Origin of the sequence: Puia sp., assembly GCF_035546395.1 — a bacterium.
GTDB lineage: Bacteria > Bacteroidota > Bacteroidia > Chitinophagales > Chitinophagaceae > Puia.
Genome location: NZ_DASZXR010000019.1, coordinates 842,497 through 865,178, shown reverse-complemented (window position 1 = coordinate 865,178; position 22,682 = coordinate 842,497). Strand labels below are relative to the sequence as shown.

The following is a 22,682-nucleotide window of genomic DNA, read 5'->3' as shown; positions in this document are numbered from 1 at the left end:
CGGAATAACGGCCAACCCTAAATATTTTTAGGAACTAAACCTATAAATAGCATAACATGCCAGTTATTTCGATTGCGATTCAGAAGGGCGGGTCGGGAAAGACCACGACCGCGCTTAATTTGGGGGCAGCGTTGTGCCGGGAGGGGAAGAAGGTGTTGCTGATCGATGCCGATCCGCAGGCCAATCTTTCCCAGTCTCTCGGCATTGAAGATGAGCCCATGTTCAACCTGTATTCCGAGTTGAAGAAGGAGATCCTGCAGGAATTGGGGGATCTGTCAAAGGCCATTATCCATACGCCCCAGGGTATGGACATTATCCCGTCTTCTATCGATCTGGCCATTGTGGAGCTGGAGATGGCGGGTTTGATGGGCCGCGAGTATTTGCTTACCGAACTACTGAATCCCATTGTCGACGATTACGATTATGTTTTTATCGACTGTCCGCATGCGATCAGCCTGCTGACGGTGAATGCCCTTGTGGCCAGCGATTTCGTGATGATGCCGCTGCCGGGCGAGTTCCTGCCTTTGAAGGGGGTGTATGGGTTTATGCGCCAGTTCGACATTATCCGCAAGAAACTGAACCCGCGGCTGGAGCTGATGGGGATGGTGATGACGAAGTTTGACGAGCGGAAGTCGATGAATATCGGCGTGCGGAAGCAGCTCGAAGAGAAATTCGACGGCAAGGTGTTCCAGACGGTGATCCGGACGAATATCCAGCTGGCCAAGGCGCAGGAAGCCGGTACGGACATCTTCAGCTTCGACCGGAGCGCGAATGGTGCGACGGATTACCGGAAGCTGGCGGGTGAACTGATCCGGCGGTCGTTTGATCTTGCTACCGTTTAGAACTGACCATTGCTCTTTGGAAGGCTTACCTAGAACTGTACCCGGTAGAGGATATCGGGGAAAAAGCGGATCTGATAGATCGGGCTGGCGATGCCTTTGGCCTGGTTATATTGCAGGAGAAAGATGTTGCGCCGATTGGTCACGTTCTGCAGATCGAGATAAATGGTTGAGCTGAAGCGACGTTTTTTACTGCTGGTGCGGTAGCCGAATTTGGTGTCGAGGCGGAAGTAGCCGCTCAGCCGTTCGGAGTTGTAATGAAGGGTGTCATCGACCTGGTAGCCGGCGGCGAGGGAGGAGGCGACATTGACGGGAGTTGCATAGCGGCCGCCGATAGAAGAGAGCCGGATATCGACCGTGAAGGCATTCGCGCCGGAATTACCCAGTTTCCATTCGCGCCCTGCCAGGGCGTTTACCACATATTTATAATTAAAGGCCGTATTCCTTTCTATTCCGTCACTACCCTTGTATTTTGAATCGAAGAGACTGGTGGTGAGGAGAACATAGTAGCCGTTGTTCAGGAATCGTTCGACGGTCAGTTCCAGGCCTTTATTTGTCCCCGTTCCCTTATTGATCAATCCCACCTTATCGGGGAAGCCGAAGTCGGCACCCGCGTTGAGCATCGAGAAACCGCTGCTTCCTCTTTCCACAGGAACATTAAACAGGTACTGATAGTACGCCTCTGCTTTTAACCGCCAGCCGGGAAGGAACCGCCATTCATAGCCCGCCACGAAGTGATGGGCGCGGGTGAGGTCCAGCTTCCGGTTGGTGGAGTCGCGGATATTGTCCGTCTCGTCGAAGGCCTGGAAATATACCGGCAGCGGCTGGAGCTGGCGCCGCCCAGTGCTGCCGACTGCGTTGTCAGCCGTGAGCGGGTTACCCCATTCAAGGTTTGGTTGGGGCAGTAAGGGTTACGGCATTGGACGTGATGAGGAAGTAGATGGACCAGGCGACGAGGCCGATGACGAGGATGAAGATCCAATAGGGGATGGATTGGGGCGTCTCACTACCCGTGATGATGAAATTCTTTGCATCGCCTTTGCCATAGGCATTGATCATGAGAGGGAGGACGCCGTTGACGACTGCGTCTTCTTTGATGCCTTCGACGGCGATGGCGGGGCCGTTGCGTACTTCGAAGGGGATGATCCTTAAGCCTTCCTTGCCGCCGGGGTCCTGGCTGACGATGCGGAGCGTGTGCTTTCCGTCGACGAGACGGGTGGTGTCGAGCTCGAAGGTGACGGGCGCCGAGAGCCGGGCGATGGGAGTCGGATCGTCGTCGATGAAGAGGATGAGGGTGCTTTTAGGGGTCATAAGATGGAGCGTTTGATGTGATTTTTTTCGGTTTCGCCGGGGCGGATGAGCCATTTTATGGAATAGTATGCGGTGGCGATGGTGATGAGGACGAAGGCCAGGGTGATGAGGTAGTCCCAGCGGGAGTCCGGGCCGGGGCCGTGGGAGATCGCTTGTATTATCTTTGGCTGTCCGAGTGTGCAGGTCGGACAGAACAGAAAGGTTTGTATCATTTTTTTATAGTTGTGGTGAGTTTTTCGATGGTGGCGGCGTCTGTGGTTTTGCCGGCGTTACCCCAGCTTGTGCGTTCGTAATTCATGATGGCGCTGATCTCGGCGGCGCTGAGGTTGTTGGTGGTGCCGACGGGGGGCATGGGCGGGTAGCCTTGCTTCACGCGGCCTTCATAGCCGTTGAGGATAATGCTGAGATGGATCGAGGGGTCGTCATTGGTGACGATGGCGCTGCCTTTTAGCGGGGGGAAGGCGCCGGGGAGGCCTTCGCCGTTGGGTTGGTGGCAGGATTGGCAGTAGGTGGCGTAGAGAGCGCTACCTTCGGGTTCGTTTTTGCCGCCGGCGCCTTTGTTGTCCGCGGCTTTTGGTGGGTAGAGGAAAATGGGCACAGGCCGGCCGTCGGGGAGGCTGACTTGTTTTAATGATTGGAGGTAGGCGACAAGCTGGCGGGCTTCTTTTGTGGCGATGACCTTGCCTTTTTCGCCGTCCATAAAGTTGTCGGGGACCGAGACGACGATGTCGTCTTTTTCGGCGCTATCCTTTATTTCGAAGAGCCAGGGATAGGCGGGCATGATGGATTCTTTTACGACGATCCGCGGGTTAAAGAGGTGGGTGAGATGCCAGGCGTCGGCGGGTTGGCGGTTACCTATGTTGGTCAGATCGGGGCCGGTGCGTTCGGAGCCCATGAGGGTCGCGGTGTTCTGCCAGGTGGACATGCGGTGGTCCCGGGCGTAGTCGGCGGAGATGCTGGGGCGGCTGCCGAAGGGTTTGTCCATCTCGATGTTGCGGACCTGCTGGGTGTGGCAGGCGACGCAACCGTTGGCGATGAAGATCTTTTTACCTTCCTCCGCGTCGGCGCTGAGGGGTTGAGAACCGGGCAATGGTGCGTTGTTGCGTTGGTTGGTCAGCGCCGGGAGGATGGCGACGAAGAGGGATAGGGTGAGGAAGAAGAGGAAGCTGGCGCGGAAGAGGGTTTTGTGGTTATCGAAGAATTCCATTTGTAACAATTTTGCTTTGTGATGGGGATTGTGAGGCCGATGTGGCGAAGACACCTGAACCTTCGATCATGCGATACATGTTATAGCAAAAAACTATGTGAGAAAACCACATTAAGCTGCCGCCGATCGCCCGCCAGAGCCAGTAGGGAGCCATGAGGACGACGCCCTCGATGAAGGGTTTGCCCTGGGTCCAGAGGATGCCTTTTAGCGTTGCGCCCCACATGAGCGGGATGGTATAGAAGAGCAGGCCGAGGAGGGCGAGCCAGAAATGGGTGCCGATGGCGATCTGTGGGGCTTCCCGGCCGGTGAGGCGCGGGACGAGGGCATAGGTGGAGGCCCAGAGGAAGAACGTGATGATCCCGTACATCGTGAGGTGCGAGTGGGCGACGGTGAAGTCGGTGAAGTGCCAGATGAGGTTGGTGGATCGGAATGCTTCGGCGGTGCCCTGCATGGAGCCGGTGAAATAGAAAATGATGCCGACGAGGAAGAAGGGGAGCGTATAGCTGTTCCCGACACTGGACCACGAGCCATTGATGGTGAGCAGGAAGTTGGTGGCGCCGGCGGTGACGGGGATGATCATTCCCACACTGCCAATGATGGCGACGGTCTGGAGCCACCAGGGGATGGAGGAGAAGATGAAGTGGTGAGAGCCGATCACGGTATAGAATAATATCTGGGACCAGAAGGCGAGTATGCCGAGGCTGTAGGAGTAGATTGGCTTGTTGAGCTGTTGGGGGAGGAAGTAATAGACGATGCCGAGGGTGAAGAACATGAACCACATGCCGACGCCCATGTGCATATAATAGCCCTGGACGATAGTTTCGCCGAGGCCGTCCTGCCACCAGGGGAGGTAGGCGATGAAGACGATGACCAGGACGAAGATGATGGCGGAGATGATATACCAGCTGGAGATATAGATGGCTTCGGTGGTTCTTTTCGCAACGGTATTCAGGAAATTTTGAAGGGTGATGATGAGGCCGATGGCGAAGAGGGCCATGACCGGCCAGGTATATTCGCGGTATTCGCCGCCGGCGTTGTTGATGCCGGCCATGAGGCACAGGGTGCCGAGAAGAACGGATGCATTGATGAGGCCCAGGGTCCACCAGCCTTTTTTGAGGCTGTAAATGGAGGTATTGCTGACCCTTGGGATGATATAATAGCCGAGACCGAGCATACCGAGGGAGGCCCAGCCCCAGAAAACCATATTGGTATGGGCGGGGCGGAGGCGGCCGAAGCTGAGCCAGGAGACATGGTCGGCGTCGGGGGCGACGAATTTTATCCCGATGTATTCGCCGATGGAGGTGCCGAGGAGGAGCCAGCCGGCGGCGCAGGAGAGGTAGGCAAGGATGAGCTTTGCGAGCCTGGGGTCGATGGGGGGGCGTTTTTCGGCGCGCTTTTTTACGGGTGCGACGGCAATGGCGCTTTCGGTGTCGATATTGTGAAGAAGCCCTTTGTTGTCTTCCGGTTTGGCGTCTCCGGAGAGGGAGTTGGGTTGCAGTGTGAAATCGAGGGCGTGGAGTCTTTTTTCGAGGGCATTCTCAGCGGCGTCCGGTTCGAGCGAGCCGAGATAGGAATCGAGCTGCTGTTCGTCGGATTGGTCGCGGGCCTGGCGATATTGCCGGGTGATGCGGGTGATCCTGACGCCCATGAAGAAGATGGTGAAGAGGATGGGCAGGAGGATCAATATGATGAGGATGAGGATGCCGGGTTGGGAGAAGAGGGTTGATCTTGTAACGGGGGCATCGGTTTGTGCGGAGGTGGTTTGTGAGAGGAGGGTGGACAGGAGGATCAATAAGATCGCCGGAATTTTGGGGTTGACGGGCGGCTGAGCGGCGGGATGGCGGCTGTCGATGAGCTCGTGGAGCTTGTTCTCATCGAGGTTGCTGAGGTATTCTTCGAGGCGTTGTTGGTCGAAGGTTTTCTTCTTATTTGCGGTGAGGTGTTTTATCTCTTTGGTTTTGCCCAGGAGGTAAAGGGCTGCGCATAGGAGAATGAGCAGCAGGAGCATCAGGATGAGACTGAGGCCGGGGATGGAGTGGAGTGAGAAGAAGGGCATAATACAATATTTAAGGGTCTTTTTATCTTTTATTGATTGCATTGCGCTTTTGCCTCGGTCGCCTGGTTGCTGTTTTTTACCTGGCTTCGGGTGACGTGGCTTGCGGCGGGAGTACGGCCGTGGTGGCTTTACCGCTTGAGGAAGAGGCGATTCCTGTCGAGCTGGGTGCTGAATTCGCCCACGCTTGTGTGTTGCAACAAGTGGGAAAGATCGTCGCGGATCTTTTTGAATTCATGGTGCAGCGGACAGGGCTTTGCTTCCGAGCACTGCTTGAGACCAAGGGCGCAGCCGGTAAAGATGTCATCCCCGTCGACTATGCGGACGATGTCTGCCAAAGACGCATTCAATGAGCGGTCGTCGAGATAGAAGCCGCCGGAGGGTCCTTTTTGCGATTGGATCACTCCCTTGCGGCTAAGGTCCTGCAGGATCTTGGCGACGAAATGTTCGGGGGAGTCGATGCCTTTGGCGATCTCCCTGATCCCGACCCTGGCGCCGTCCTTCGACTTCTGGGCGACGAACATAACGGCCCGGATGGCGTATTCGCAGGCTTTTGAGAACATAGTTTGCTTTTGCGGTACGAAGGTAGGCCTTTTGCCGAATAAAAGAGATTTTTATCTTTTATTGTGGGGAATACGCGATCGGCTGTTTTGTAGGATAAAGTTACTGTGAGGGGTTGGACGAGGCAATGTCATAGTTCCCGCATTTATGGTGTTTTTTCAGCTTTAATCTGCAGGAAGATCTTTCCGGAGATCAACTCACCTGCAGAACGATCTTTCCGAATTTGCCGGCGGTGAAGGCCATTTCGAAGGCTTTTTTCGCTTGTTCGAGTGGAAGTACGGTGCCGACGACTGCCTTTACATGGCCTTTATCGATCAGCTTGCCGAGTTCGACCAGTTGCCCGCGGTTGGATTTTACGATGAAGAAGACCCCGCGAACGCCGAGTTCGGGAGCGGGTTGTTCGATGGATTCGCCGGCAATGGAGACAAGGACGCCGCCGCGTTTGAGCAGGGGCCAGGAGTGTTGTTGCGTGTCGCCGCCGAGGCTGTCGAGGACGACGTCGAGATCGGCTGCGTGGTCTTCGAAGCGTTGTTTGGTATAGTCGATGACTTCGTCGGCGCCGAGGCTTTTGACGAGTTCGATGTTGCGGGGGTGGGCGGTGGTGATGACGTGGGCGCCGATGAAGCGGGCCAGCTGGATGGCGAAGGTGCCGACGCCGCCGGCGCCACCATGGATGAGTATGCGCTGGCCTTTCTTCAGATGGGCGTGATCGAAGAGGGCCTGCCAGGCGGTGAGGCCGGAGAGCGGGACAGATGCGGCCTGGATCGCGTCCAGGGTTGTTGGTTTTGGCGCGAGGTCGGCGGCGCTGACGGCGATGTATTCGGCGGCGGTGCCGTTGCGGAAGAAGGAGGTGAGGGCGTATACGGGGGCGCCGGGGGTGAGATTGACTACATCGGGGTTTGCGGCGACATCAGGGGCGAAGGCCTCGATGATACCGCAGAGTTCGTGACCGGGGATGCTGGGGGTACGGCTGTTGCCGTGCTCATCGGTATAGGTGGGACCCCAGTCGAGCTCGTTGCGGGTGGTGCCGGAGGCCAGGACGCGGACGAGGGCGTCACCGGGTTGGAGGGTTGGCATTGGGGCGTCTTCGAAGACGACTTGTTCCGGACCGCCGGGTGCGTGGAGGCGAATGGCTTTCATGCGTTGCTTTTTTTGTGTTCTGCAAAAATAGCTCCCGTGGGGGGAATGGAGAATGTCGGGGTTATGGAGGTTATTGCGCGGATGACGGATGGGGGAACCGTAGTTGCGTCGGTCCAGGGGATATAGCCGGCGGCGAGACCGCTGGAATAGTCGGTGAAGCCGTTGTTGTCGATGACGAGGCCGGGGTGGGTCTTAACTATCCAACGGACATAGCCTAAGGCGGGTGCGGACTTTTTAGCGGGTGACGGATTTGCCGGTTCCCAGCCATTCGAGACCGTCTTCAAAGAGCCGGTTCTGGATGGGGGAACTGAGATTTTTGTCGCCGTGTCCCATATTCACGTATAACATCTTGTAACGGGTGTTGGTCCAGCAGACCGGGATGTCCCCGCCGCGGATGGTATCTTTCTTCCCGAGCGGATAGTTGGCAGGGTCGAGGGTGATCAGGACGCGGATGTCCTTATTATCGCGGGGATCGGGTTTCCAGCCATACCACTCGTTCAACGGGGCGACAAAACGGGCAGGCAGGCGATGGGTGGCCGGGTGCCTGTTGTCATCGACGATGAGCTTCACAGGAAGTGGCGGCCAGGCATTGTTATAAAAGACGGCATCGCCGAAGAAATGAACGAACCAGGGCCAGTGGGTTGTGCGGTCATTGTAGCCGGACACATGGAAGCCGAACCAGGCGCCGCCGTGCTCCATGTAGTTTTCGAAGGCTTTGCGTTGCGATTCGGCGTGGGGGAAATCATTCAGCCAAAGGACCACCTGGTAGCTTTTTAGTGCTTCATTGCAATTCTCCCAGTTGGAGGTGGTGTCGAAGGCGAAGTTCTTTTTGGCGGCGAGCTCTGCGTAGAAACGGATGGCGTCATAGGCGAAGTCGACGTGGTCGCTTTCTACCGTATTTGAGTAGAAGGCGAGGACGTGGTAGCGAGGATGTGCAGGCGTGGCGGGCCGGACAGTGGAGTCGGCGGGCTGGAGAGCCGATGCCGGGTAAGGGGGGGTCTGGGCGGCCCAGGAAATCGCATTGGCGAATAGATGTTTGTACACGGTGTCGTCGAACAGGATGGGGTCATGGCCCATGAAGATGTATATGTTCCGGGCTTTGACCTTTTCATTGGACCAAATTACCGGGTGATCCCCCATTTTGATGGTAGTATCGGGGGAATAGGTGGATTCATCGACATTGGCGAGCACATGTACGTTGGGCCGCGGGCTTTTATCATAGGTGTACCATTCCTCCTTTTGCACGACGAAGCTGTCGGGGAGGTCCTGGAAAACGGGGTGTGTACGGTCTTCGATGCGGACGGTGGCTTTTGCGAAGCGGGCGATATAGCTCTTCCAGCGGATGCCGCCCATGAAATCATGGAACCAGGGCCACATCTGTGTATTGTCGAATTCGCCCAGCAGTGTGGCATGGTGGAAGCCGACCCAACCGCCCCTACCCTCTTCGATATATTTTTTGAATGCCGCCTGGGCGGTGGGCTTCCAGCCATAGGGAACGAAGTCGAGCTGGATGATGAGCTGGTAGTTGGCCAGGAGTTGGTCCGTGATGCTGTCGGTGTGAGTGAGACAGTCGATGGCGAAATTGCTGTCGGCGGCTTGTTGCCGGAGCCAGTTGCGGGCGCGCCAGGAATATTTCACATGCCAGCCACCATTCTCATACAAAACCAGGGCGCGAAAACGGGGGCGATGGACCTGGCGGTCAACTTCATCCAGGGTTTGGGTCATGGCGGAGTCGAGACCGGTGAAAAGCCGGCGATCGTCACGATGCCAGGGGTGGCCCTGGCGATAGTCCCACCAGCGGTATTCGATCTTTGTGAATTCAGAACTGGTGCCGATGTTTATGGGTTTCTCATAGTAATGATCGGTGCGAAAGGTGTAACGGCCATCGGTGACGCCGATGTTGAAGTCGTAGCTGATCTGGTAATGATGGCCGGAGTCGTTGGTTGGGATATCGAGCGATCCTTTTCCGAGGATGGTCCCGGTGGCGGGATCGGCCGTGGTGATGGTGAATTGTGGCTTGGTGAGGGCGCGTTTGAGGCGGAGGAATAGTTCGGGTTGCGGGACGACGGGGGTGTTGAGGACGTAGTGGCGATCATAACTGACGCGGCGGTCGCTGAGCGGCAGGGAGACGGTGGCGGGTCCGGAGGAGGCAGCCCAGCGGATGGCATCCCGAAGCATGCTCCCGTAGGCGGGATCATGCAGGAGCTCGGGGGAATGGCCGGGGCTGATATAGATCATCCGGCGAAAGCGTTGGTTGGTCCATATAACGGGATGATCGCCCATCGGTTTGTTCTGATGGTAGGTGGATTCATCGACGGAAGCCAGAACATGGACATCGGGGTTGTCGCGGACGCTTTTGTCCCATTCGTACCATTCATCGGGGATATCGATCCGGGCGGGGAGGTGGCGGGTAACGGGGTGCGACCGGTCGTCCACAATCATCGTTGCATGTTGGTAGGCCGGATGTGGGGAATAAATGACATTACCCATCATGTTCTCGAACCACTGCCAGTACCTGTCTTTGGGATGGAACTGATGGCCGGTGAGGCCGGCGGCATGGATGCCGACGAAGCCGTTGCCTTTTTCCACGAATTCCTGCAGAGCGTCCTGCTGGGCATAGGACATGTCGAAGGGCGCCAGCTGGAGCATGACAAAGACCTGGTAGCGGCTGAGGTTGACCGGGTTGATTTGGCTGGTGTCGTCGGTGAAGTCCAGTTGGAAGGACTCTTCGGCGGCCATTTGTTGAAAAAAAGGCCGGGCGGCGGCCATCATTTTCATGTGGTCACTGGCCCTGGAGGCCACTACCAGGACACGAAAGGATTGGGCGCCCGCGCCGGCTTGACATAGAACTAACAGGATTATTATCGAAAGCTTCTTGAGATGTGTTGTGAACATAGGCTCAGCAGGTTAGTATATAATCAGTGGGGAGTTACCGATCGGTGCAAATATCCGGCTGCGCCGCGGGATGGGCAATTTGTTTGGCCCTACATTAACACTACATCGGGTACTTTTCGATAACTTGTCCCTTCAATGAAGCGAATTTGGTTGCTTGCGGTGTTTGTTACCAGGTTTGTAACGGCGTGGTGTCAATCGGCGATCGGGATACCGTCTATCCGGAGCTTTACGTCTGCGGACTATCACGCCTCGATCGAGGCCTGGGATATCGGGCAGGACCGGCGGGGAATGCTTTATTTCGCGAACAACGATGGACTGCTGACCTTCGACGGCAGCTACTGGAAGACCTATCCCCTACCTAATAAAGTGACGATCAAATCCCTGGCCATCGATGCCAAGGGGTGGGTCTTTGTTGGGGGAACCGATGAGATCGGGTATTTCTCGCCGGGCGACCGGGGTATCCTCACCTACCATTCCTTAAAGGAGCGGTTACCGAAGGTGGCCCGGCAATTTGCGGATGTCTGGGACATCGTGATCGCGGGGGAGGCGATATTCTTCCGGACGAACGAATCGATCATCGAGTGGGCGGATGGCAAGATGCGAAATTTTGACGCACCCCGGGCCTGGCAGACAATGACGCTGGTGGGATCGGAGCTGTATGCGGCGGACAAGGCGAACGGACTATATATTTTTCGTGGGGGAAACTGGGAGCGGCTTTGTGACGGGGCTTCGATGCATATCACCGGCGTCGTTGACTATAAAAAGGATACCCTATTGGTGACCACGCAGAAGAACGGTCTGTTTCTGCTGAGCGGTAAGCATCTTATCCCCAAACGGACTGCGATCGACGGGTTGTTGAAGGACAACCTCCTCAATGGGGGCAGGAAGTTGGGTGAGGACCGGTATGCTTTGGGGACGGTGACCGGTGGGGTGCTGATCGTCGACGGCAACGGGAATATGATCGAGCGGTTCTCTACGGGAGAAGGGTTACCCGATAATAATGTGCAGTCGATGCTCACCGACTCCGAAGGCAATCTCTGGCTGGGTTTGCAGAACGGGATCGCGCTGGTGCATTATGCCACATCGGTGCGGCTGATCAAGCCGGTTCGGGATAACCAGCTGGTGGGCAATACGGTACGGGTGTTCCGGGACCGGCTGTATGTGGGCACATCCAATGGGCTTTATAGTTTGGCGCTGGACCCGGCGGTGGCCGACATGAGCACGCTGAAGGGCCAGTTTACGGAGGTGGAGAATACGAAGGGGCAGGTGTGGGGGTTGCAGGAAGTGGGAGACGATCTGCTGGTGGGGCACCAGGATGGGGTTTCAGTGGTACGGGGGGATAAGGCCACGGCGTTGCCGCCGGGGATGGGAGTTTGGGGTTTTTTACCGGTGGGCGGTGCATCGGGAGCCGGCGTCGCGCGGGACGAGGTGATCGCGGCGACCTATACGGGGCTGGTGCGGATGACCGATAGTGGTGGGCAGTGGGGGGAGCGGGGTAAGATCAACGGGCTCTATGAATCGCTGCCGGTGTTTGCCTATGATGGGCGCGGGACTGTTTGGGCCAGCCATCCTTATCGCGGCGTATTTCGGAATCCGTTGCCGGGGCCGTTCAAACATTATGGTGTGGCGGAGGGTCTGCCTTCGTTGCGTAATAATTATATCGTCGCCTGGCGGGACAAGATCCTTGCGGCGACGGAAAAGGGCGTGTATGAATATGATGCGGCGGCCGACCGGTTTGTAATGTCGGGAGTGCTCCGGCCGATATTCGGGGATACCAGTGTGGAATATCTTCGCCCCGACCGGGAAGGGAACCTTTGGTTTGTGAGCGATCAGCGGGTGGGGGTTGTCGACTTTGGCAAGCCCTCGGCGTCGGCGTCCTATTCGGTGGTTTATTTCCCGGGGCTGAAGGGGCAGACCGTAAAGGGATTCACGATGATATATCCATATGATAAGGCGAATGTATTCATCGGATCGAATAACGGCGTCTTCCATCTCAACTATAGCCGGTATCTGCAATCGGCGGGGAAAGTGCGGGTGTTGCTGGGATCGGTGGAAGCAATTGCGGAACGGGATAGCCTGCTGTTTGGGGGATATGAGAGTGTTGATGTAAAAAGGGTACGGCTGCCCAACCGGTGGAGCTCTTTTCATTTCGAGTATGCTTCACCGATGTTTACGCAGGCCAACGCGATCGAGTACAGCTATCAACTTGAGGGATTCGATCGCGACTGGTCGGACTGGTCATCCAAGCCCGAGAAGGACTATACCAATTTGTCACCCGGGGAATACCGGTTCCGCGTCCGGGCTCGGGATAACCTGGGCAATGTGTCCGAGGCGGCGGTATTTCCTTTTGCAGTGAACCCGGCCTGGTACCAGACCGGTTGGGCGTACCTGGGTTACCTGTTGCTGGCGGTGGGGGTATTCTGGCTGATCCGGCGCCGGCAGGAGCGGAGACTGTTGGTGCATCAAAAGAAATACGAGGAGGAACAGGAACGGCGGAATTACCTGCATAGTCTTGAGCTGGACCGGAAGGAGAAGGGTTTGATCGCCCTGCAGAATGCCAAGCTGGAGGGAGAGTTGCAGTGGAAGAACAAAGAGCTGGCGACGGCGACCATGCATCTTGTCGAACGGGGCGGTATCCTGTCGTCTATCAAGGAAGAGCTGACGGTGGTGATCAAGCGGTTGAACAACCCCGGTCTGACCCATGCCTTCAAGCCGGTGTTCCGGATGATCAGCGATACCGAAAAGAGAGATGAGGACTGGAACCGGTTCTCGGTGCATTTTGACGAGGTGCATAATAACTTCCTGGCTACGTTGAAAACGAAATATCCTCAGTTGAGTTCCACAGATTTGAAACTATGTGCTTACCTGCGATTGAACCTGAGTTCCAAGGAGATCGCGCAACTGCTCAATATCTCGCTGAAGGGCGTCGAGGTGAGCCGGTACCGGCTCAGGAAAAAGCTGGGTCTGGCGACGGAGACGAACCTTAACGATTTTCTAGGAAAAATTTCCTAGAATAATTTTTGATACTAGGAAAAGTTTCCTACCTTAGGATCATGAAAGCCGATAAATCAAGGTCCATGCCTTCTTCTTCGTCTTCGGAGAGACCGGAGCCTACGAGGTCGGAGCTGGAGATCCTGCAGGTGTTGTGGCAGTATGGGCCCAACACGGTGCGTTTTGTCAACGAGCGGTTGAACGAGGACAAGCGGGAGGTGCAGTATGCTTCGACGCTGAAGCTGATGCAGATCATGGTCGAAAAGGGGTTGTTGTTGCGGGATGAGAGCCAGGTGAAACATGTCTACAGCCCTGCTTCCGAGGAGTACAAGACGAAGACTTTGCTGTTGGATCGTTTTGTGGATTCGCTCTTTAACGGCAGTGTGAGCAGTCTCATGCTGCATTTGCTGGACAATAAGAAAACATCGCAATCCGAGCTCGATGCGATCCGCGAGCTGTTGGAAAAGTCGAAGAAGGATAAAAAATAAATCAATTCAATATGGAAAAGACGGTTCTTTCCATTGGTCTGATTGCGCTGGTCGCGGTCGGGCCGAGGGTTCTCGCGCAATCAAGCGGCCATAGCTTCAGCGCGCTTACTATCAATATCCATGATGACGGCCATGGGCGGACGATCAAGGCTGAGGCCACGGATGAGAACGGGAATGTCTATGTTATGAAAGAGGTGGATGACAAGGTTGTCGAGTTCAGCATCAATGGGAAGGCGATTGCGAAGGAGAACTTCAGCAATTATGTCGAGCTTTTTGACCGGATAGACGATTGTGCGGATGCACCTCCGGTGCCGCCGGTCCCGCCGATCCCTCCTATCCCTCCTATTCCTCCTATTCCTGCTATGGCGGCTGTTGCTCCGGTTCCGCCGGTGCCCCCTGTGCCGCCCGTTCCACCTGTCCCACCTGTGCCGCCGATGTCCGACTATTATATCCGGCATATCATCCGCGATCTGCGTCGCGACAATATCATCACGGATACCGATCCGTTGAAGTTTACGCTGAATAACGAGGGATTTAGCGTAAACGGCGAGAAGCAGCCGGAAGTGGTGTTTAAACGCTACAAGGCGAAATATCTCGATCGCCCGACGGATCATTTTATCTATGAGCATCGGGGCGGTTCGACGCATACCGAGATCTCGACGAATAAGAAGGCGCCGGAGGAGATCTGATGTGGATGAAGGTGCTGTAAGGCGGGTAACTATTGTTTAAAGAGACGACCCATATAGGGGCTATCGAAGATGAGCTTACGCAACTGCCCAGGATCGATGGCCCCTTGTTTTGCGTAGATGATCTTCCCACCGGGTTCCACGAGCAGGCTGTAGGGTAAGGCACCCTGCCATTTGGGATCGATGGTCTCCATTAATTTGTATTTATCGTCACCGCTGTAGATATAGTTCGGGGAAGAGCATTCCTGGCCCTGGAGAAATTTCAGTGCTTTGGGACGGGCGGCGCTGTCGTCGGTGCTGATGCTGACGAGTTCGAAGCCGCGGTCGCGGTACATCCGGTTGAGAGTCACCAGCTGCGGGTATTCCTGGACACAGGGCGTGCACCAGGTGGCCCAGAGGTTGATCAGACGAAGCTTTTTGGTGTTGTTGCTTACTAGATTTTTAATTCCTGCGTTGCCGATCGTGTCGAGGTGAACGGGTTCATGTGCCCAGGTGATGGCCGCTTTCTCGGTCCAGTTACTCTTTTCGATCCACTTGATGCTGCAGCCGAAAGTCTTTGTAACGGCGACCGGGGGTTCCTTGCCGGCAAGCAGGGCGTCGATGGCATTGCGGGCGTCGAAGCTGTGCGGTGTCTTTGCGGGGTTCTCCTGGTCGTCGAAGCGGCCGTTGTAGCGCAGACGACGCTGCTGGTCGAAGATGAAAATATGCGGGGTGGAAATGGGACCATATTGTTTGGAGGCCGTTTCGGTCTCGCCATCGTACAGGTAAGGAAAGTTATATGCGGCGTCCTTTGCGCGCTTTTTCATGTCGTCGAAGCCGTCGCCGACATCGCTGTAGCCCAGCTCATCGATGCGCAGCGCAGCGGGGGCGTTGGGGCTGATGGCTACCACGCGGAGGTCTTTTGCGGCGTAGTCATTTACAAGATTGACCAGGCGTCGCTCATAGGCCTGGGAGGTCGGGCAATGATTGCACATGAAAACGACGAGGAGGACTTTTGCGTCATTGAAGTCTTTTAGGGTGTAGTTCTTGCCGTCTGTGGCGGGGAGATTGAAGTCGGGTGCGGGGGCGCCGATGGCGAGTGTCGGGTGATCGTTGATGTGTTCGGCGTCGATGGTGGTTGCAAGCCGTTGCAGCGGCTGGCCTGCGGCGATGGCGAGAAGGTACCAGGCGTCATGGGGGAGCCATTGTTCGGCCCAGCGCCAATCGTTGTCCTTGCCGGTCATTGCATAGGAGAGGTTGAAATCGATATCGTCTTCGTTCCCGAGTCCGCTGGTGATGCCGTTGACGATGCCGCCGGGGGCGTTTGTGTATTCGAAGGTGCCGAAGAATGCGTAGGCTGGGTTGTTATGCCCGGTGCCCTGGAGCATACTGGCGTTATAGGGATTCAGTCCCAATATCCAATTGAGCTGATCGAGGGAAAAGGTTTCCAAAGAGTCGACCAAACGGGGATCGCCGGCGAATAGCGGTATGGCGAGGCGGGCGGCGGCGGCCATGGAGCCGAGGCGGGCGTCTTCGCCCTGCCACCAGGGAGAGGCTTCGCTGCCATGGGGAAAGAAGAAGCTGCTGCGCCGGTGGCCGAGGGTATCCTGTACCAGCTGGCGGCTATAGCCGAAGGGGTTGTTGACCTCGTGAGTGATGGCGAGCTCGTGTTCCAGCGACCGGTGGACGGCGGCTTTGATGGCCGTCTGGGTCGCGCCGGTGGCGTAAGGATAATAATACAGCAGGCTTACCACGGGCAGGCCGGCATCGGATGGATGAAAGAAGGGGCGGTCGACGTTATCGGCGCGCCAGTAGCCGGTGTATTTATTCCAGGAGGTGAGGCGGCTTGTGAGACGGTTGGCGCGTTTTTCGGCGGCCTCGCGGTACTTGTCCGCGCGGGTGGCTTTGTAAAGTTCGGTCGCGGCAGCGAGGGCGCAATAGTCATCGACGATGTTCTCTTTTCCATCGTTGGTCATGGAGGCGTTGTTGCTGTCGAGGAAGGCGAAGGCGTCTTCTGCGGACTTCAGATATCGGGCGTTGGAGAATTCGCCGGGGATCCCGGTCATGGAAGCCATGGCCAGCGCGGCGATGGCCATACCCCCACCCGACCGGAAGCTGGATTGGTAGCTTCGCCAGGTATCGGCGTTATTTTCTCCGCCCCAGGATGAATCCTTTGACACTTTGATGCGATAGCTTTTTTGTTCGGGTGAGATGACGCGGTCCTTCGCTGCCTTGGCGGCTCCGGGGGCGCCGATGGAGCGATAGAAAGATCCGCCTGGCGCCTGGAGGCGGACGAGGTAGTCGGCGCCATAGTTCGCTTCATCCGCGATCCGGCGGAGGAACTGGCGGTAGTCGGTGCCGGTACGGTTGGTTAGCAGCTCCTGCGTTTTCAAAAGGCTGTAGAGTACCATGGGTACTTGTTGCGGATTGAAGTAGGATGAGAAGGAAAGATGTGATAGATGGATGCCATAGTCGCCGGTGGCATCATACCAGCCGCCGTGGAGATCGAGGGTATCTTTTGTGGGGGCTGCGGGGTTGTGGGCGGCGGCGGGCAGCGGCAGGTGGCTGTCGGCCTGGTCGATGAGGCCGGCGGAGCGCTGGCCTTTGAAGTAATAGAGGATATCGGAGAGCGTAAATTTCTCGAGCACGTTCCTACCGATGGCGAACGGGTATGAGGTGACGGCCTGACCGGCGATGGTGGCGGTGACGCGATAGACTCCCGGCTTTTTGATGGTGCTGAAGTCGACGGTGTAGTATTGCCAGTTCTTCCATTTTGCGACCGGGCCGCTGTAGACGGGTTTGCCGGTGTAGACCAGTTTGCCGGTGCTGTCATCGATAAGCTTGAATGAGGCGATCGATTCGCGGGTGTTGGTTTGGATGATGGCGCGTTTTGCTTTGGTTTGTTCGTAGCCGACCTGGTTGACGAGGATGCGAGGCGATTGGGCCCGGAGGAAGCATGGGAAAAACAGGATGATTGTGAGAAGTGATCGCATACCTTATTTTATTGGCAGTTTGTAAAGAGATTGGTGGCCGGTGAGGTAGAGGGTGGTTTTATCGATGGTGAGGCCGGTGGGGCGTTCGGGAGTTTTCAGGGTATTGATCAGCCGGCCTTGAGGGTCGTAAACATAGATTTCTCCATCCCCAATATAGACTTTTCCGGCGGCATCTGTGGCTGAGGCGAACTCGCCGCGTTGGGCGAAGTATTTTAGATTGCTCAGATATCCTTTGCTATCGACGTCCGTTACGACGGTGCGCTTGTCGTATTCGTCGGTGGTATAGACCGGGGCGCCGGGTTTTGCTTCGGTGAGGGCGGTGCTGCGGGCGAGGTCATAGACGACGGGGATGATAGTGACACCGTCGGGAGCGACGAAACATTGTTGTGGTCGCTGGACGGTGATCGTATTGAAGTCGTGGTAGTCGCGCCAGCGATGGGCCGGGTAGAGGGCGTGGTCGACGGGGTCGATGCTGCCCATCGCTTGTGTGGGGAGGAGGTGGATAGTTTCGTCGGGGTTGTCCGGGTCGATGCTATAGGCCCAGGTGGCGAAGCCGGAGTTACCCCAGCCGCTGAAAGAGGTGCCTGCGGCATCGGGTGGGTTGGTGAAGGTTTCGCCGGTGCCTGGTTTCGGGACATATTTAAATACGACGAGGAGGTTGTCTTTTTTGTCGCAGGCGAGGGAGAGCGGTTGCCAGGGATAGTCGGCGAGCAGGGTTGTCTGGCGGGTGGCGGGGGAGTACTTATAGATGCGGCGGAGCCGGGAGTCGCAGAAGTAGATGTTGCCTTTGCTGTCGTGGCAGGGGGATTGGGCGAATTCGAAGCCGGTGGATAATTTTTGATCTTCGACCGGAGTCTTCGACTCCGTTGCTATGAAGAGGCGGGCGAATTCCCAGGGGCGGACGGTGGTGTTGGTGTTGACGTCGTAGAGCGGATCGGTGGTGGTGTAGATGATCTGGCTGTAGTTGTGGACGTTCAGGAATTCGAGGTCGTGGCCGCCCCAGCGGCGAATAGACCAGGGATAGGGTTTGTTGACCCGGATGACGCGGAATAGGTAGAGATTGGCGAAGGTCATGTCGTGGCAGTCCTCAAGCTCCATGGGCTGGCATTCGGTGGATTCGCGGCTTTCTTCTTCCAGTTGCAGCGCATATACTTTCCAGTTGGCGACGTCGTTGAAGCGGACCTCGTTGCGGACATGGTGTTCGACGGAGAGCGCGTAGATACGACCGGGCGTGGCCGTATGAGAGAAATAGGCTCCGGCGGTAGCGTAGGTATTTGCCGTCCAGATGTCTTTAAACGTTCCGCCACCCCCATTTGTCACCCAGAGGCTCCAGTATTGGGTGTCCCAGTCGCGTTCGGATTGCCGGCGGGCCGTGTCGGCGGTGTTGGGACGGGGGATACCGCCGTGACCGCCGATAAATTTTACGTCGTTGATATACGAACGTTCCCCCGACTGCCATTTACAGGCTACCGCGCGGGGGTTGCCGGCGTTGGTGTTGAGACCGATGCCGGTGAGGATATTCGTGCCGCCTTGCGGGGATTCGAGGACGGGTTGTGGCCCGCCGAAACCACTGAAAGCCGCGGTGTTGTCGGCGATGAGGAATTGGGTGGCGAAGGGGTGAAAGCCGATGAGAACGGTTGTGGGTTTGAGGTGGATCGGCTGGGTGAGGCGGTACCAGCCTTGTGGGACGTAGACGACGTCGTGGGTGTCGATCGCATGTTGGATCGCTTTTGTGTCATCGGACACGCCATCCCCCATGGCGCCAAGGGCCCGGAGATTTGCCCAGGAGGCCATGTCGGGGAAGGCGGGGATGTCCGAAGGGGTAACGGTAGGCATGACAGATACGGACCGGAGATCTTTTGTCGTGTTGTAGATTGGATCGGAAGACCAGCCATCGAGCTGGAGTCCGTCGGTAAAGCTTTTGACGATATAGATCAGCGAAGGGGCGGTGGTCCGGCGGTGGGTGAGGCGCCCTTCGGTCAATACGGGGGTGTTGCGGCAGGCGATGTTGCGGAGGTTTACCTGGCTGAAGGCGTTGTCTTCGTTGCTGATACGGATCGCGGTTTCTTTTATGTCCTCGAAGCGCCCGTCTTCCATAAAGAGCTTTTCGTGGTAGTTGGAGTCGATGTCGACCACGACCGGGACCTTTTTGGCCTGCAGGCGGATGAGGACCAGGCCAGCTTCGCGGGTGCGGATGGCGGCGCGGCGCTGTCCTTCGAACCAGGAGTCGACGATGGCGCAGGGCCAGCCGGGACTTGGCTTCGTGGTGAAGATGCCATAGTCGCCGCCGAAGAAGCGGACGTCCTCCATTTCATTGCCTACGTCGAAGAGTCCGGCCCGGCCGTTACCCGCGTCGATGTCGACATGGGAGATATAGCTGTGCTGGGCGAAGTGCGTTCGGAGGGCGATGGCGGCGGGGTTTCCGTCGCCGATCTTCAGGTTGATATTCGACAGGGCGCTGTAGAAGGTGGAGGCCCCGGCGTCACGGACGGGCTGGCCGGGATCGGAGAGGTTGCTGACGAACCAGAAGAGGTACCGACCCTGGCCTTTGTCCCCGGGGTCCGCGGACTGGAAGCCGGGGGAATTGGGGGCGAGGACAATCAGGGGCCGGGTCTTGCCGTAACCGATCAATCGGATCGCGGTGGGAATATATATGGTCTTCGAGAGGCGGTAAGTGCCTTCGGGGATGAAGATGACGCCGAAATTATCGCGGGTCTTGAGCGTGCGGATGGCTTGCTGGAGGGCGTCCGAGATGTCGGTGCGGCCGTCGGCGGTTATCTTATAATTGTCGGGGGTGAAGTAGAGGGCGTGGGGGTCTTCCGGGCGGAGTCGGAAGATGGAGGCGCCGGGGGGCGGGGTAGCGCAAGCGATCGCGGGGGTGATAAGGGTGACCAGGGTGAGCCTGCGGAAGAATTTCATAAAGGTAAGGTACGGGATGTGGCCGTCCAGCGGTGCCGGACGGCCCCTACTTTACCACTACAGCGGAGAAAAACGGGGAAAAGGGAGGGTTTTGAGGCTCAATAGTGGTAAGATTGCAATATGAGAAAGTTCCTGATTGTCAGTCATGGGGAGTTTGCCGGGGGGATGCGGTCGGCGTTGGAGCTGATCACCGGGGCTGTTTCCGGGGTGGTCGTGCTGCAAGCGTATGTGGAAGAGAACCGGTCAGTGGAGTCAGCCCTTGCAAGATTGTTGGGGGCTGGAGAGGAATGGATCGTGTTCACTGACCTGTTGGGGGGAAGCATTACGAATCAAGTGGTGAGGATGGCGGCGGAACTGGGGGTGATGCAGTCGGTTCATATCGTGGCGGGCATGAACCTGCCGCTGGTGATCGAGGTCATTATGGCCGATCCGGAGAGGCCGGCGCAAGAGGTGCTGGCCGAGGCGATCGGGATGGCGCGGGACCAGATAGTCTACGTCAACCAACTTATCCGTAATAATAATGATTAAACTGTTACGTATCGATGACCGCCTTGTCCATGGGCAAGTGGCTTTTACCTGGACGCCGGCGTTGGGAGCAGATTGTCTTTTTGTCGCGAACGACCGGGTGGCCAGGGATGAATTCCTGCGGATGACCCTGGGTCTTGCCAAGCCGGCGGGGGCCAGGCTATTGATCAAATCGATCGCGGATTCGGTTACCTATTTAAACGATCCGAAGAACAAGGGACAGCAACTGTTGGTGTTGGTGGATTCGGTCAAGGATGCGCATGCATTGGCCGTGGGAGTTGAGGAGATCCGGACGATAAATTTTGGCGGTATCCGGTTAAAAGCGGGTGCGAAGGCCGTGTCGAAGGCGATCGCTCTGACAGAACCCGATATCGTGTTGATCCGGGAACTGCTGGCGAAGGGTCTCGAGCTCGAGGCGCGGCAGGTGCCTACGGATAAGAAGCAACCTATAGAAAATCTACTCTGACGTGCTGAGCTATCTACTTATTACCTTGATCATCTTCTTTGGGCATTCGGAGGATCTGTTGGGGACCACCCTCCTCAGCCGGCCATTGGTGTTGGCCCCGCTTGTCGGCTGGGCCCTGGGCGACTGGCAGCAGGGCGTCGTCATCGGCGCTTCGCTGGAGCTGATCTTCATGGGAAATATTAAGGTAGGCGCGGCCATTCCGCCGGACGTCGTTACAGGAGGAGTGCTTGGGACAGCGTTTGCGATGCTGTCCCATAAAGGAGTGGGTATTGCGCTGGCGCTGGCCATTCCCATTTCCATCCTGGCGGAGATGCTGCTGAGTGCGTTGTTTGTGACCCGGAGCGTGTTCAATAAGACTTTTGTGCGGTATGCGGCCGAGGGTAATTGGCGAGGTGTGCAGCGGCTGCATGTCCTTTCCGGCTTTGTCAAGCCGGTGCTGATGGCGCTGGTTGGTTTTCTTGCCTTACGGCTCGGGGCGGGGGTGATGAAGAATTTCCTTGACACGATTCCATCCTGGGTGAATACGGGGCTGCAGGTGGCGGGGAATCTGCTGCCGGCGCTCGGCTTTGCCTTGTTGATGAATTTGTTGTTTCATAAGCGGGTGGCGCCCTACTTCTTTTTGGGATTTTTGCTGGCGGCGTATTTGAAGATGCCGGTGATTGCCATTGGGGGGTTGGGGGTGATCATTGCGTTTTTAGTGACGCAGGATCGGGCGCCTTCGGCTCCGGATGAGGATTCGGAGGAGGAAGAAGCGGATCGGGCGCCGGCTGGGGCTAATGATTTGGCGCCGCCTCAGCCGGCGCTGGCTAAACGGGATCTGCGACGGATCTTCTGGCGGAGCATGCTGTTGGAGGCCAATTTCAATTTCGAGACCTGGCAGAATACGGGCTTTGCCTTTGCTTTGCTGCCGGTGCTGAAGAAGTTCTATTCCACAAAGGAATCGATGGCGGCGGCGTTGCAACGCCATCTGCAATTATTCAATACGAGCACCTATGGGAGTACGCTGATACTTGGCCTGACGGCGGCGATGGAAGAACAGAACAGCCGGGATGCGGAGTTTGATGCGGAATCGATCAATTCGGTGAAGCTTGGGTTGATGGGACCGTTGGCGGGAGTTTTCGACTCGCTGTTCTGGGGAACGTTGAAGGTGATCGCCGCGGGTGTCGGGACCTCGCTGGCGTTGAAAGGGAATGTGATGGGAGTCGTGTTGTTTATTTTACTCTTTAATGTGCCGCATTTGTTGTTGCGGTATCAGTTAACGTTTATAGGTTATAAAACGGGGACGCGTTTCCTTATGCAATTGTCGAAGAACAACGTCATGGACCGGCTCAAGAACGGCGCGGCTATCCTGGGATTGATGGTTGTGGGGGCGATGCCCGCCACGCTGATGAGCATTCATACGCCTTTGTCTTTTGGTGAGGGAGCAGGGTTACAAGGGGTTTTGGACCAGATCGTGCCGGCGTTGTTGCCGTTGGGTCTGACCTTTCTCACCTATTATTTTCTCCGGCGGGGTGTCAAGACGACGGCATTGTTGCTGGGGCTGCTGGTGGTTGGATTTTTGGGAAGTATCTTACATTGGATCATATGACACGAGGCGCAAGCCGACTGCATAACACCATTGAAAATAAT

18 protein-coding genes are annotated in these 22,682 nt (G+C 56.8%); 7 read left to right on the top strand and 11 right to left on the bottom strand.

Going from position 1 to position 22,682, the window contains the following annotated elements; translation table 11 throughout:
* Positions 1-56: 56 nt before the first annotated feature.
* A complete protein-coding gene (locus tag VHE34_RS29925) occupies positions 57-842 on the top strand; it encodes a ParA family protein (protein ID WP_325595038.1) in 786 nt (261 codons plus the stop codon).
* A 29-nt stretch (positions 843-871) separates the two neighbouring features.
* On the opposite strand, the gene VHE34_RS29920 is transcribed toward VHE34_RS29925, so the two are convergent.
* The 9 genes from VHE34_RS29920 to VHE34_RS29880 all read right to left on the bottom strand — a co-directional run bounded on the left by VHE34_RS29920 (position 872) and on the right by VHE34_RS29880 (position 10,006).
* Positions 872-1,489 (bottom strand): hypothetical protein, encoded by a 618-nt coding sequence (locus VHE34_RS29920; protein WP_325595036.1) that lies wholly within the window; start codon positions 1,487-1,489, stop codon positions 872-874.
* A gap of 235 nt (positions 1,490-1,724) precedes the next feature.
* On the bottom strand, positions 1,725-2,150 hold the full coding sequence (locus VHE34_RS29915; protein WP_325595031.1) for a cytochrome C: 426 nt from the start codon (positions 2,148-2,150) through the stop codon (positions 1,725-1,727).
* The gene (locus VHE34_RS29910; protein WP_325595029.1) at positions 2,147-2,362 is read right to left on the bottom strand and encodes a hypothetical protein; all 216 of its coding nucleotides are present in this window, start codon (positions 2,360-2,362) and stop codon (positions 2,147-2,149) included. The genes VHE34_RS29915 and VHE34_RS29910 overlap by 4 nt, the downstream gene beginning before the upstream one ends.
* Entirely contained in the window at positions 2,359-3,357 is a 999-nt protein-coding gene (locus VHE34_RS29905; RefSeq protein ID WP_325595027.1) for a cytochrome c, read from the bottom strand. Before VHE34_RS29905 ends, VHE34_RS29910 begins: the two co-directional genes overlap by 4 nt.
* Positions 3,341-5,413, bottom strand: a complete 2,073-nt coding sequence (locus VHE34_RS29900) for a cbb3-type cytochrome c oxidase subunit I (RefSeq protein WP_325595025.1) — start codon at positions 5,411-5,413, stop codon at positions 3,341-3,343. Before VHE34_RS29900 ends, VHE34_RS29905 begins: the two co-directional genes overlap by 17 nt.
* Positions 5,414-5,541: 128 nt before the next feature.
* Positions 5,542-5,973, bottom strand: a complete 432-nt coding sequence (locus VHE34_RS29895; protein WP_325595023.1) for an Rrf2 family transcriptional regulator — start codon at positions 5,971-5,973, stop codon at positions 5,542-5,544.
* 190 nt (positions 5,974-6,163) lie between these two features.
* On the bottom strand, positions 6,164-7,111 hold the full coding sequence (locus tag VHE34_RS29890; protein WP_325595021.1) for an NADP-dependent oxidoreductase: 948 nt from the start codon (positions 7,109-7,111) through the stop codon (positions 6,164-6,166).
* Positions 7,108-7,395 carry a hypothetical protein gene (locus VHE34_RS29885; RefSeq protein WP_325595019.1) on the bottom strand — a complete coding sequence of 96 codons (288 nt, stop codon included), beginning with the start codon at positions 7,393-7,395 and terminating at the stop codon, positions 7,108-7,110. The genes VHE34_RS29890 and VHE34_RS29885 overlap by 4 nt, the downstream gene beginning before the upstream one ends.
* Positions 7,346-10,006 carry a ThuA domain-containing protein gene (locus VHE34_RS29880; protein ID WP_325595017.1) on the bottom strand — a complete coding sequence of 887 codons (2,661 nt, stop codon included), beginning with the start codon at positions 10,004-10,006 and terminating at the stop codon, positions 7,346-7,348. The genes VHE34_RS29885 and VHE34_RS29880 overlap by 50 nt, the downstream gene beginning before the upstream one ends.
* Before the next feature lie 135 nt (positions 10,007-10,141).
* On the opposite strand from VHE34_RS29880, the gene VHE34_RS29875 reads away from it, so the two are divergent.
* The 3 genes from VHE34_RS29875 (at position 10,142) to VHE34_RS29865 (ending at position 14,174) form a co-directional block, all read left to right on the top strand.
* On the top strand, positions 10,142-13,018 hold the full coding sequence (locus VHE34_RS29875) for a triple tyrosine motif-containing protein (RefSeq protein WP_325595015.1): 2,877 nt from the start codon (positions 10,142-10,144) through the stop codon (positions 13,016-13,018).
* 65 nt (positions 13,019-13,083) lie between these two features.
* Positions 13,084-13,485 carry a BlaI/MecI/CopY family transcriptional regulator gene (locus VHE34_RS29870; RefSeq protein ID WP_325595013.1) on the top strand — a complete coding sequence of 134 codons (402 nt, stop codon included), beginning with the start codon at positions 13,084-13,086 and terminating at the stop codon, positions 13,483-13,485.
* Positions 13,486-13,496: 11 nt separating this feature from the next.
* Entirely contained in the window at positions 13,497-14,174 is a 678-nt protein-coding gene (locus tag VHE34_RS29865) for a hypothetical protein (protein WP_325595011.1), read from the top strand.
* Positions 14,175-14,203: 29 nt separating this feature from the next.
* Here VHE34_RS29865 and VHE34_RS29860 read toward each other — a convergent pair whose 3' ends face one another.
* Both VHE34_RS29860 and VHE34_RS29855 read right to left on the bottom strand, forming a co-directional pair.
* Positions 14,204-17,143, bottom strand: a complete 2,940-nt coding sequence (locus VHE34_RS29860) for a redoxin domain-containing protein (protein WP_325595009.1) — start codon at positions 17,141-17,143, stop codon at positions 14,204-14,206.
* Positions 17,144-17,146: 3 nt separating this feature from the next.
* Entirely contained in the window at positions 17,147-20,062 is a 2,916-nt protein-coding gene (locus tag VHE34_RS29855; protein ID WP_325595007.1) for a glycosyl hydrolase family 28-related protein, read from the bottom strand.
* A 120-nt stretch (positions 20,063-20,182) separates the two neighbouring features.
* Here VHE34_RS29855 and VHE34_RS29850 point away from each other — a divergent pair, with 120 nt between their 5' ends.
* Genes VHE34_RS29850 through VHE34_RS29840 form a run of 3 tightly spaced genes read left to right on the top strand, consistent with a single transcriptional unit; the run spans position 20,183 to position 22,641 of the window.
* Positions 20,183-20,590 carry a hypothetical protein gene (locus tag VHE34_RS29850; RefSeq protein ID WP_325595005.1) on the top strand — a complete coding sequence of 136 codons (408 nt, stop codon included), beginning with the start codon at positions 20,183-20,185 and terminating at the stop codon, positions 20,588-20,590.
* Positions 20,583-21,053: a PTS sugar transporter subunit IIB gene (locus VHE34_RS29845; protein ID WP_325595002.1), complete on the top strand. Its 471-nt coding sequence runs from the start codon at positions 20,583-20,585 to the stop codon at positions 21,051-21,053. The genes VHE34_RS29850 and VHE34_RS29845 overlap by 8 nt, the downstream gene beginning before the upstream one ends.
* A 1-nt stretch (position 21,054) precedes the next feature.
* On the top strand, positions 21,055-22,641 hold the full coding sequence (locus VHE34_RS29840; protein ID WP_325595000.1) for a PTS system mannose/fructose/sorbose family transporter subunit IID: 1,587 nt from the start codon (positions 21,055-21,057) through the stop codon (positions 22,639-22,641).
* Positions 22,642-22,682: the final 41 nt, after the last annotated feature.

Bases quoted from the DNA above. Each gene is read 5' to 3' on its own strand.
- VHE34_RS29905 (WP_325595027.1), bottom strand. From the start codon at position 3,357: ATGGAATTCTTCGATAACCACAAAACCCTCTTCCGCGCCAGCTTCCTC.
- VHE34_RS29875 (WP_325595015.1), top strand. From the start codon at position 10,142: ATGAAGCGAATTTGGTTGCTTGCGGTGTTTGTTACCAGGTTTGTAACG.
- VHE34_RS29900 (WP_325595025.1), bottom strand. From the start codon at position 5,413: ATGCCCTTCTTCTCACTCCACTCCATCCCCGGCCTCAGTCTCATCCTG.
- VHE34_RS29860 (WP_325595009.1), bottom strand. From the start codon at position 17,143: ATGCGATCACTTCTCACAATCATCCTGTTTTTCCCATGCTTCCTCCGG.
- VHE34_RS29855 (WP_325595007.1), bottom strand. From the start codon at position 20,062: ATGAAATTCTTCCGCAGGCTCACCCTGGTCACCCTTATCACCCCCGCG.
- VHE34_RS29890 (WP_325595021.1), bottom strand. From the start codon at position 7,111: ATGAAAGCCATTCGCCTCCACGCACCCGGCGGTCCGGAACAAGTCGTC.
- VHE34_RS29910 (WP_325595029.1), bottom strand. From the start codon at position 2,362: ATGATACAAACCTTTCTGTTCTGTCCGACCTGCACACTCGGACAGCCA.
- VHE34_RS29845 (WP_325595002.1), top strand. From the start codon at position 20,583: ATGATTAAACTGTTACGTATCGATGACCGCCTTGTCCATGGGCAAGTG.
- VHE34_RS29850 (WP_325595005.1), top strand. From the start codon at position 20,183: ATGAGAAAGTTCCTGATTGTCAGTCATGGGGAGTTTGCCGGGGGGATG.
- VHE34_RS29915 (WP_325595031.1), bottom strand. From the start codon at position 2,150: ATGACCCCTAAAAGCACCCTCATCCTCTTCATCGACGACGATCCGACT.
- VHE34_RS29880 (WP_325595017.1), bottom strand. From the start codon at position 10,006: ATGTTCACAACACATCTCAAGAAGCTTTCGATAATAATCCTGTTAGTT.
- VHE34_RS29870 (WP_325595013.1), top strand. From the start codon at position 13,084: ATGCCTTCTTCTTCGTCTTCGGAGAGACCGGAGCCTACGAGGTCGGAG.
- VHE34_RS29925 (WP_325595038.1), top strand. From the start codon at position 57: ATGCCAGTTATTTCGATTGCGATTCAGAAGGGCGGGTCGGGAAAGACC.
- VHE34_RS29895 (WP_325595023.1), bottom strand. From the start codon at position 5,973: ATGTTCTCAAAAGCCTGCGAATACGCCATCCGGGCCGTTATGTTCGTC.
- VHE34_RS29865 (WP_325595011.1), top strand. From the start codon at position 13,497: ATGGAAAAGACGGTTCTTTCCATTGGTCTGATTGCGCTGGTCGCGGTC.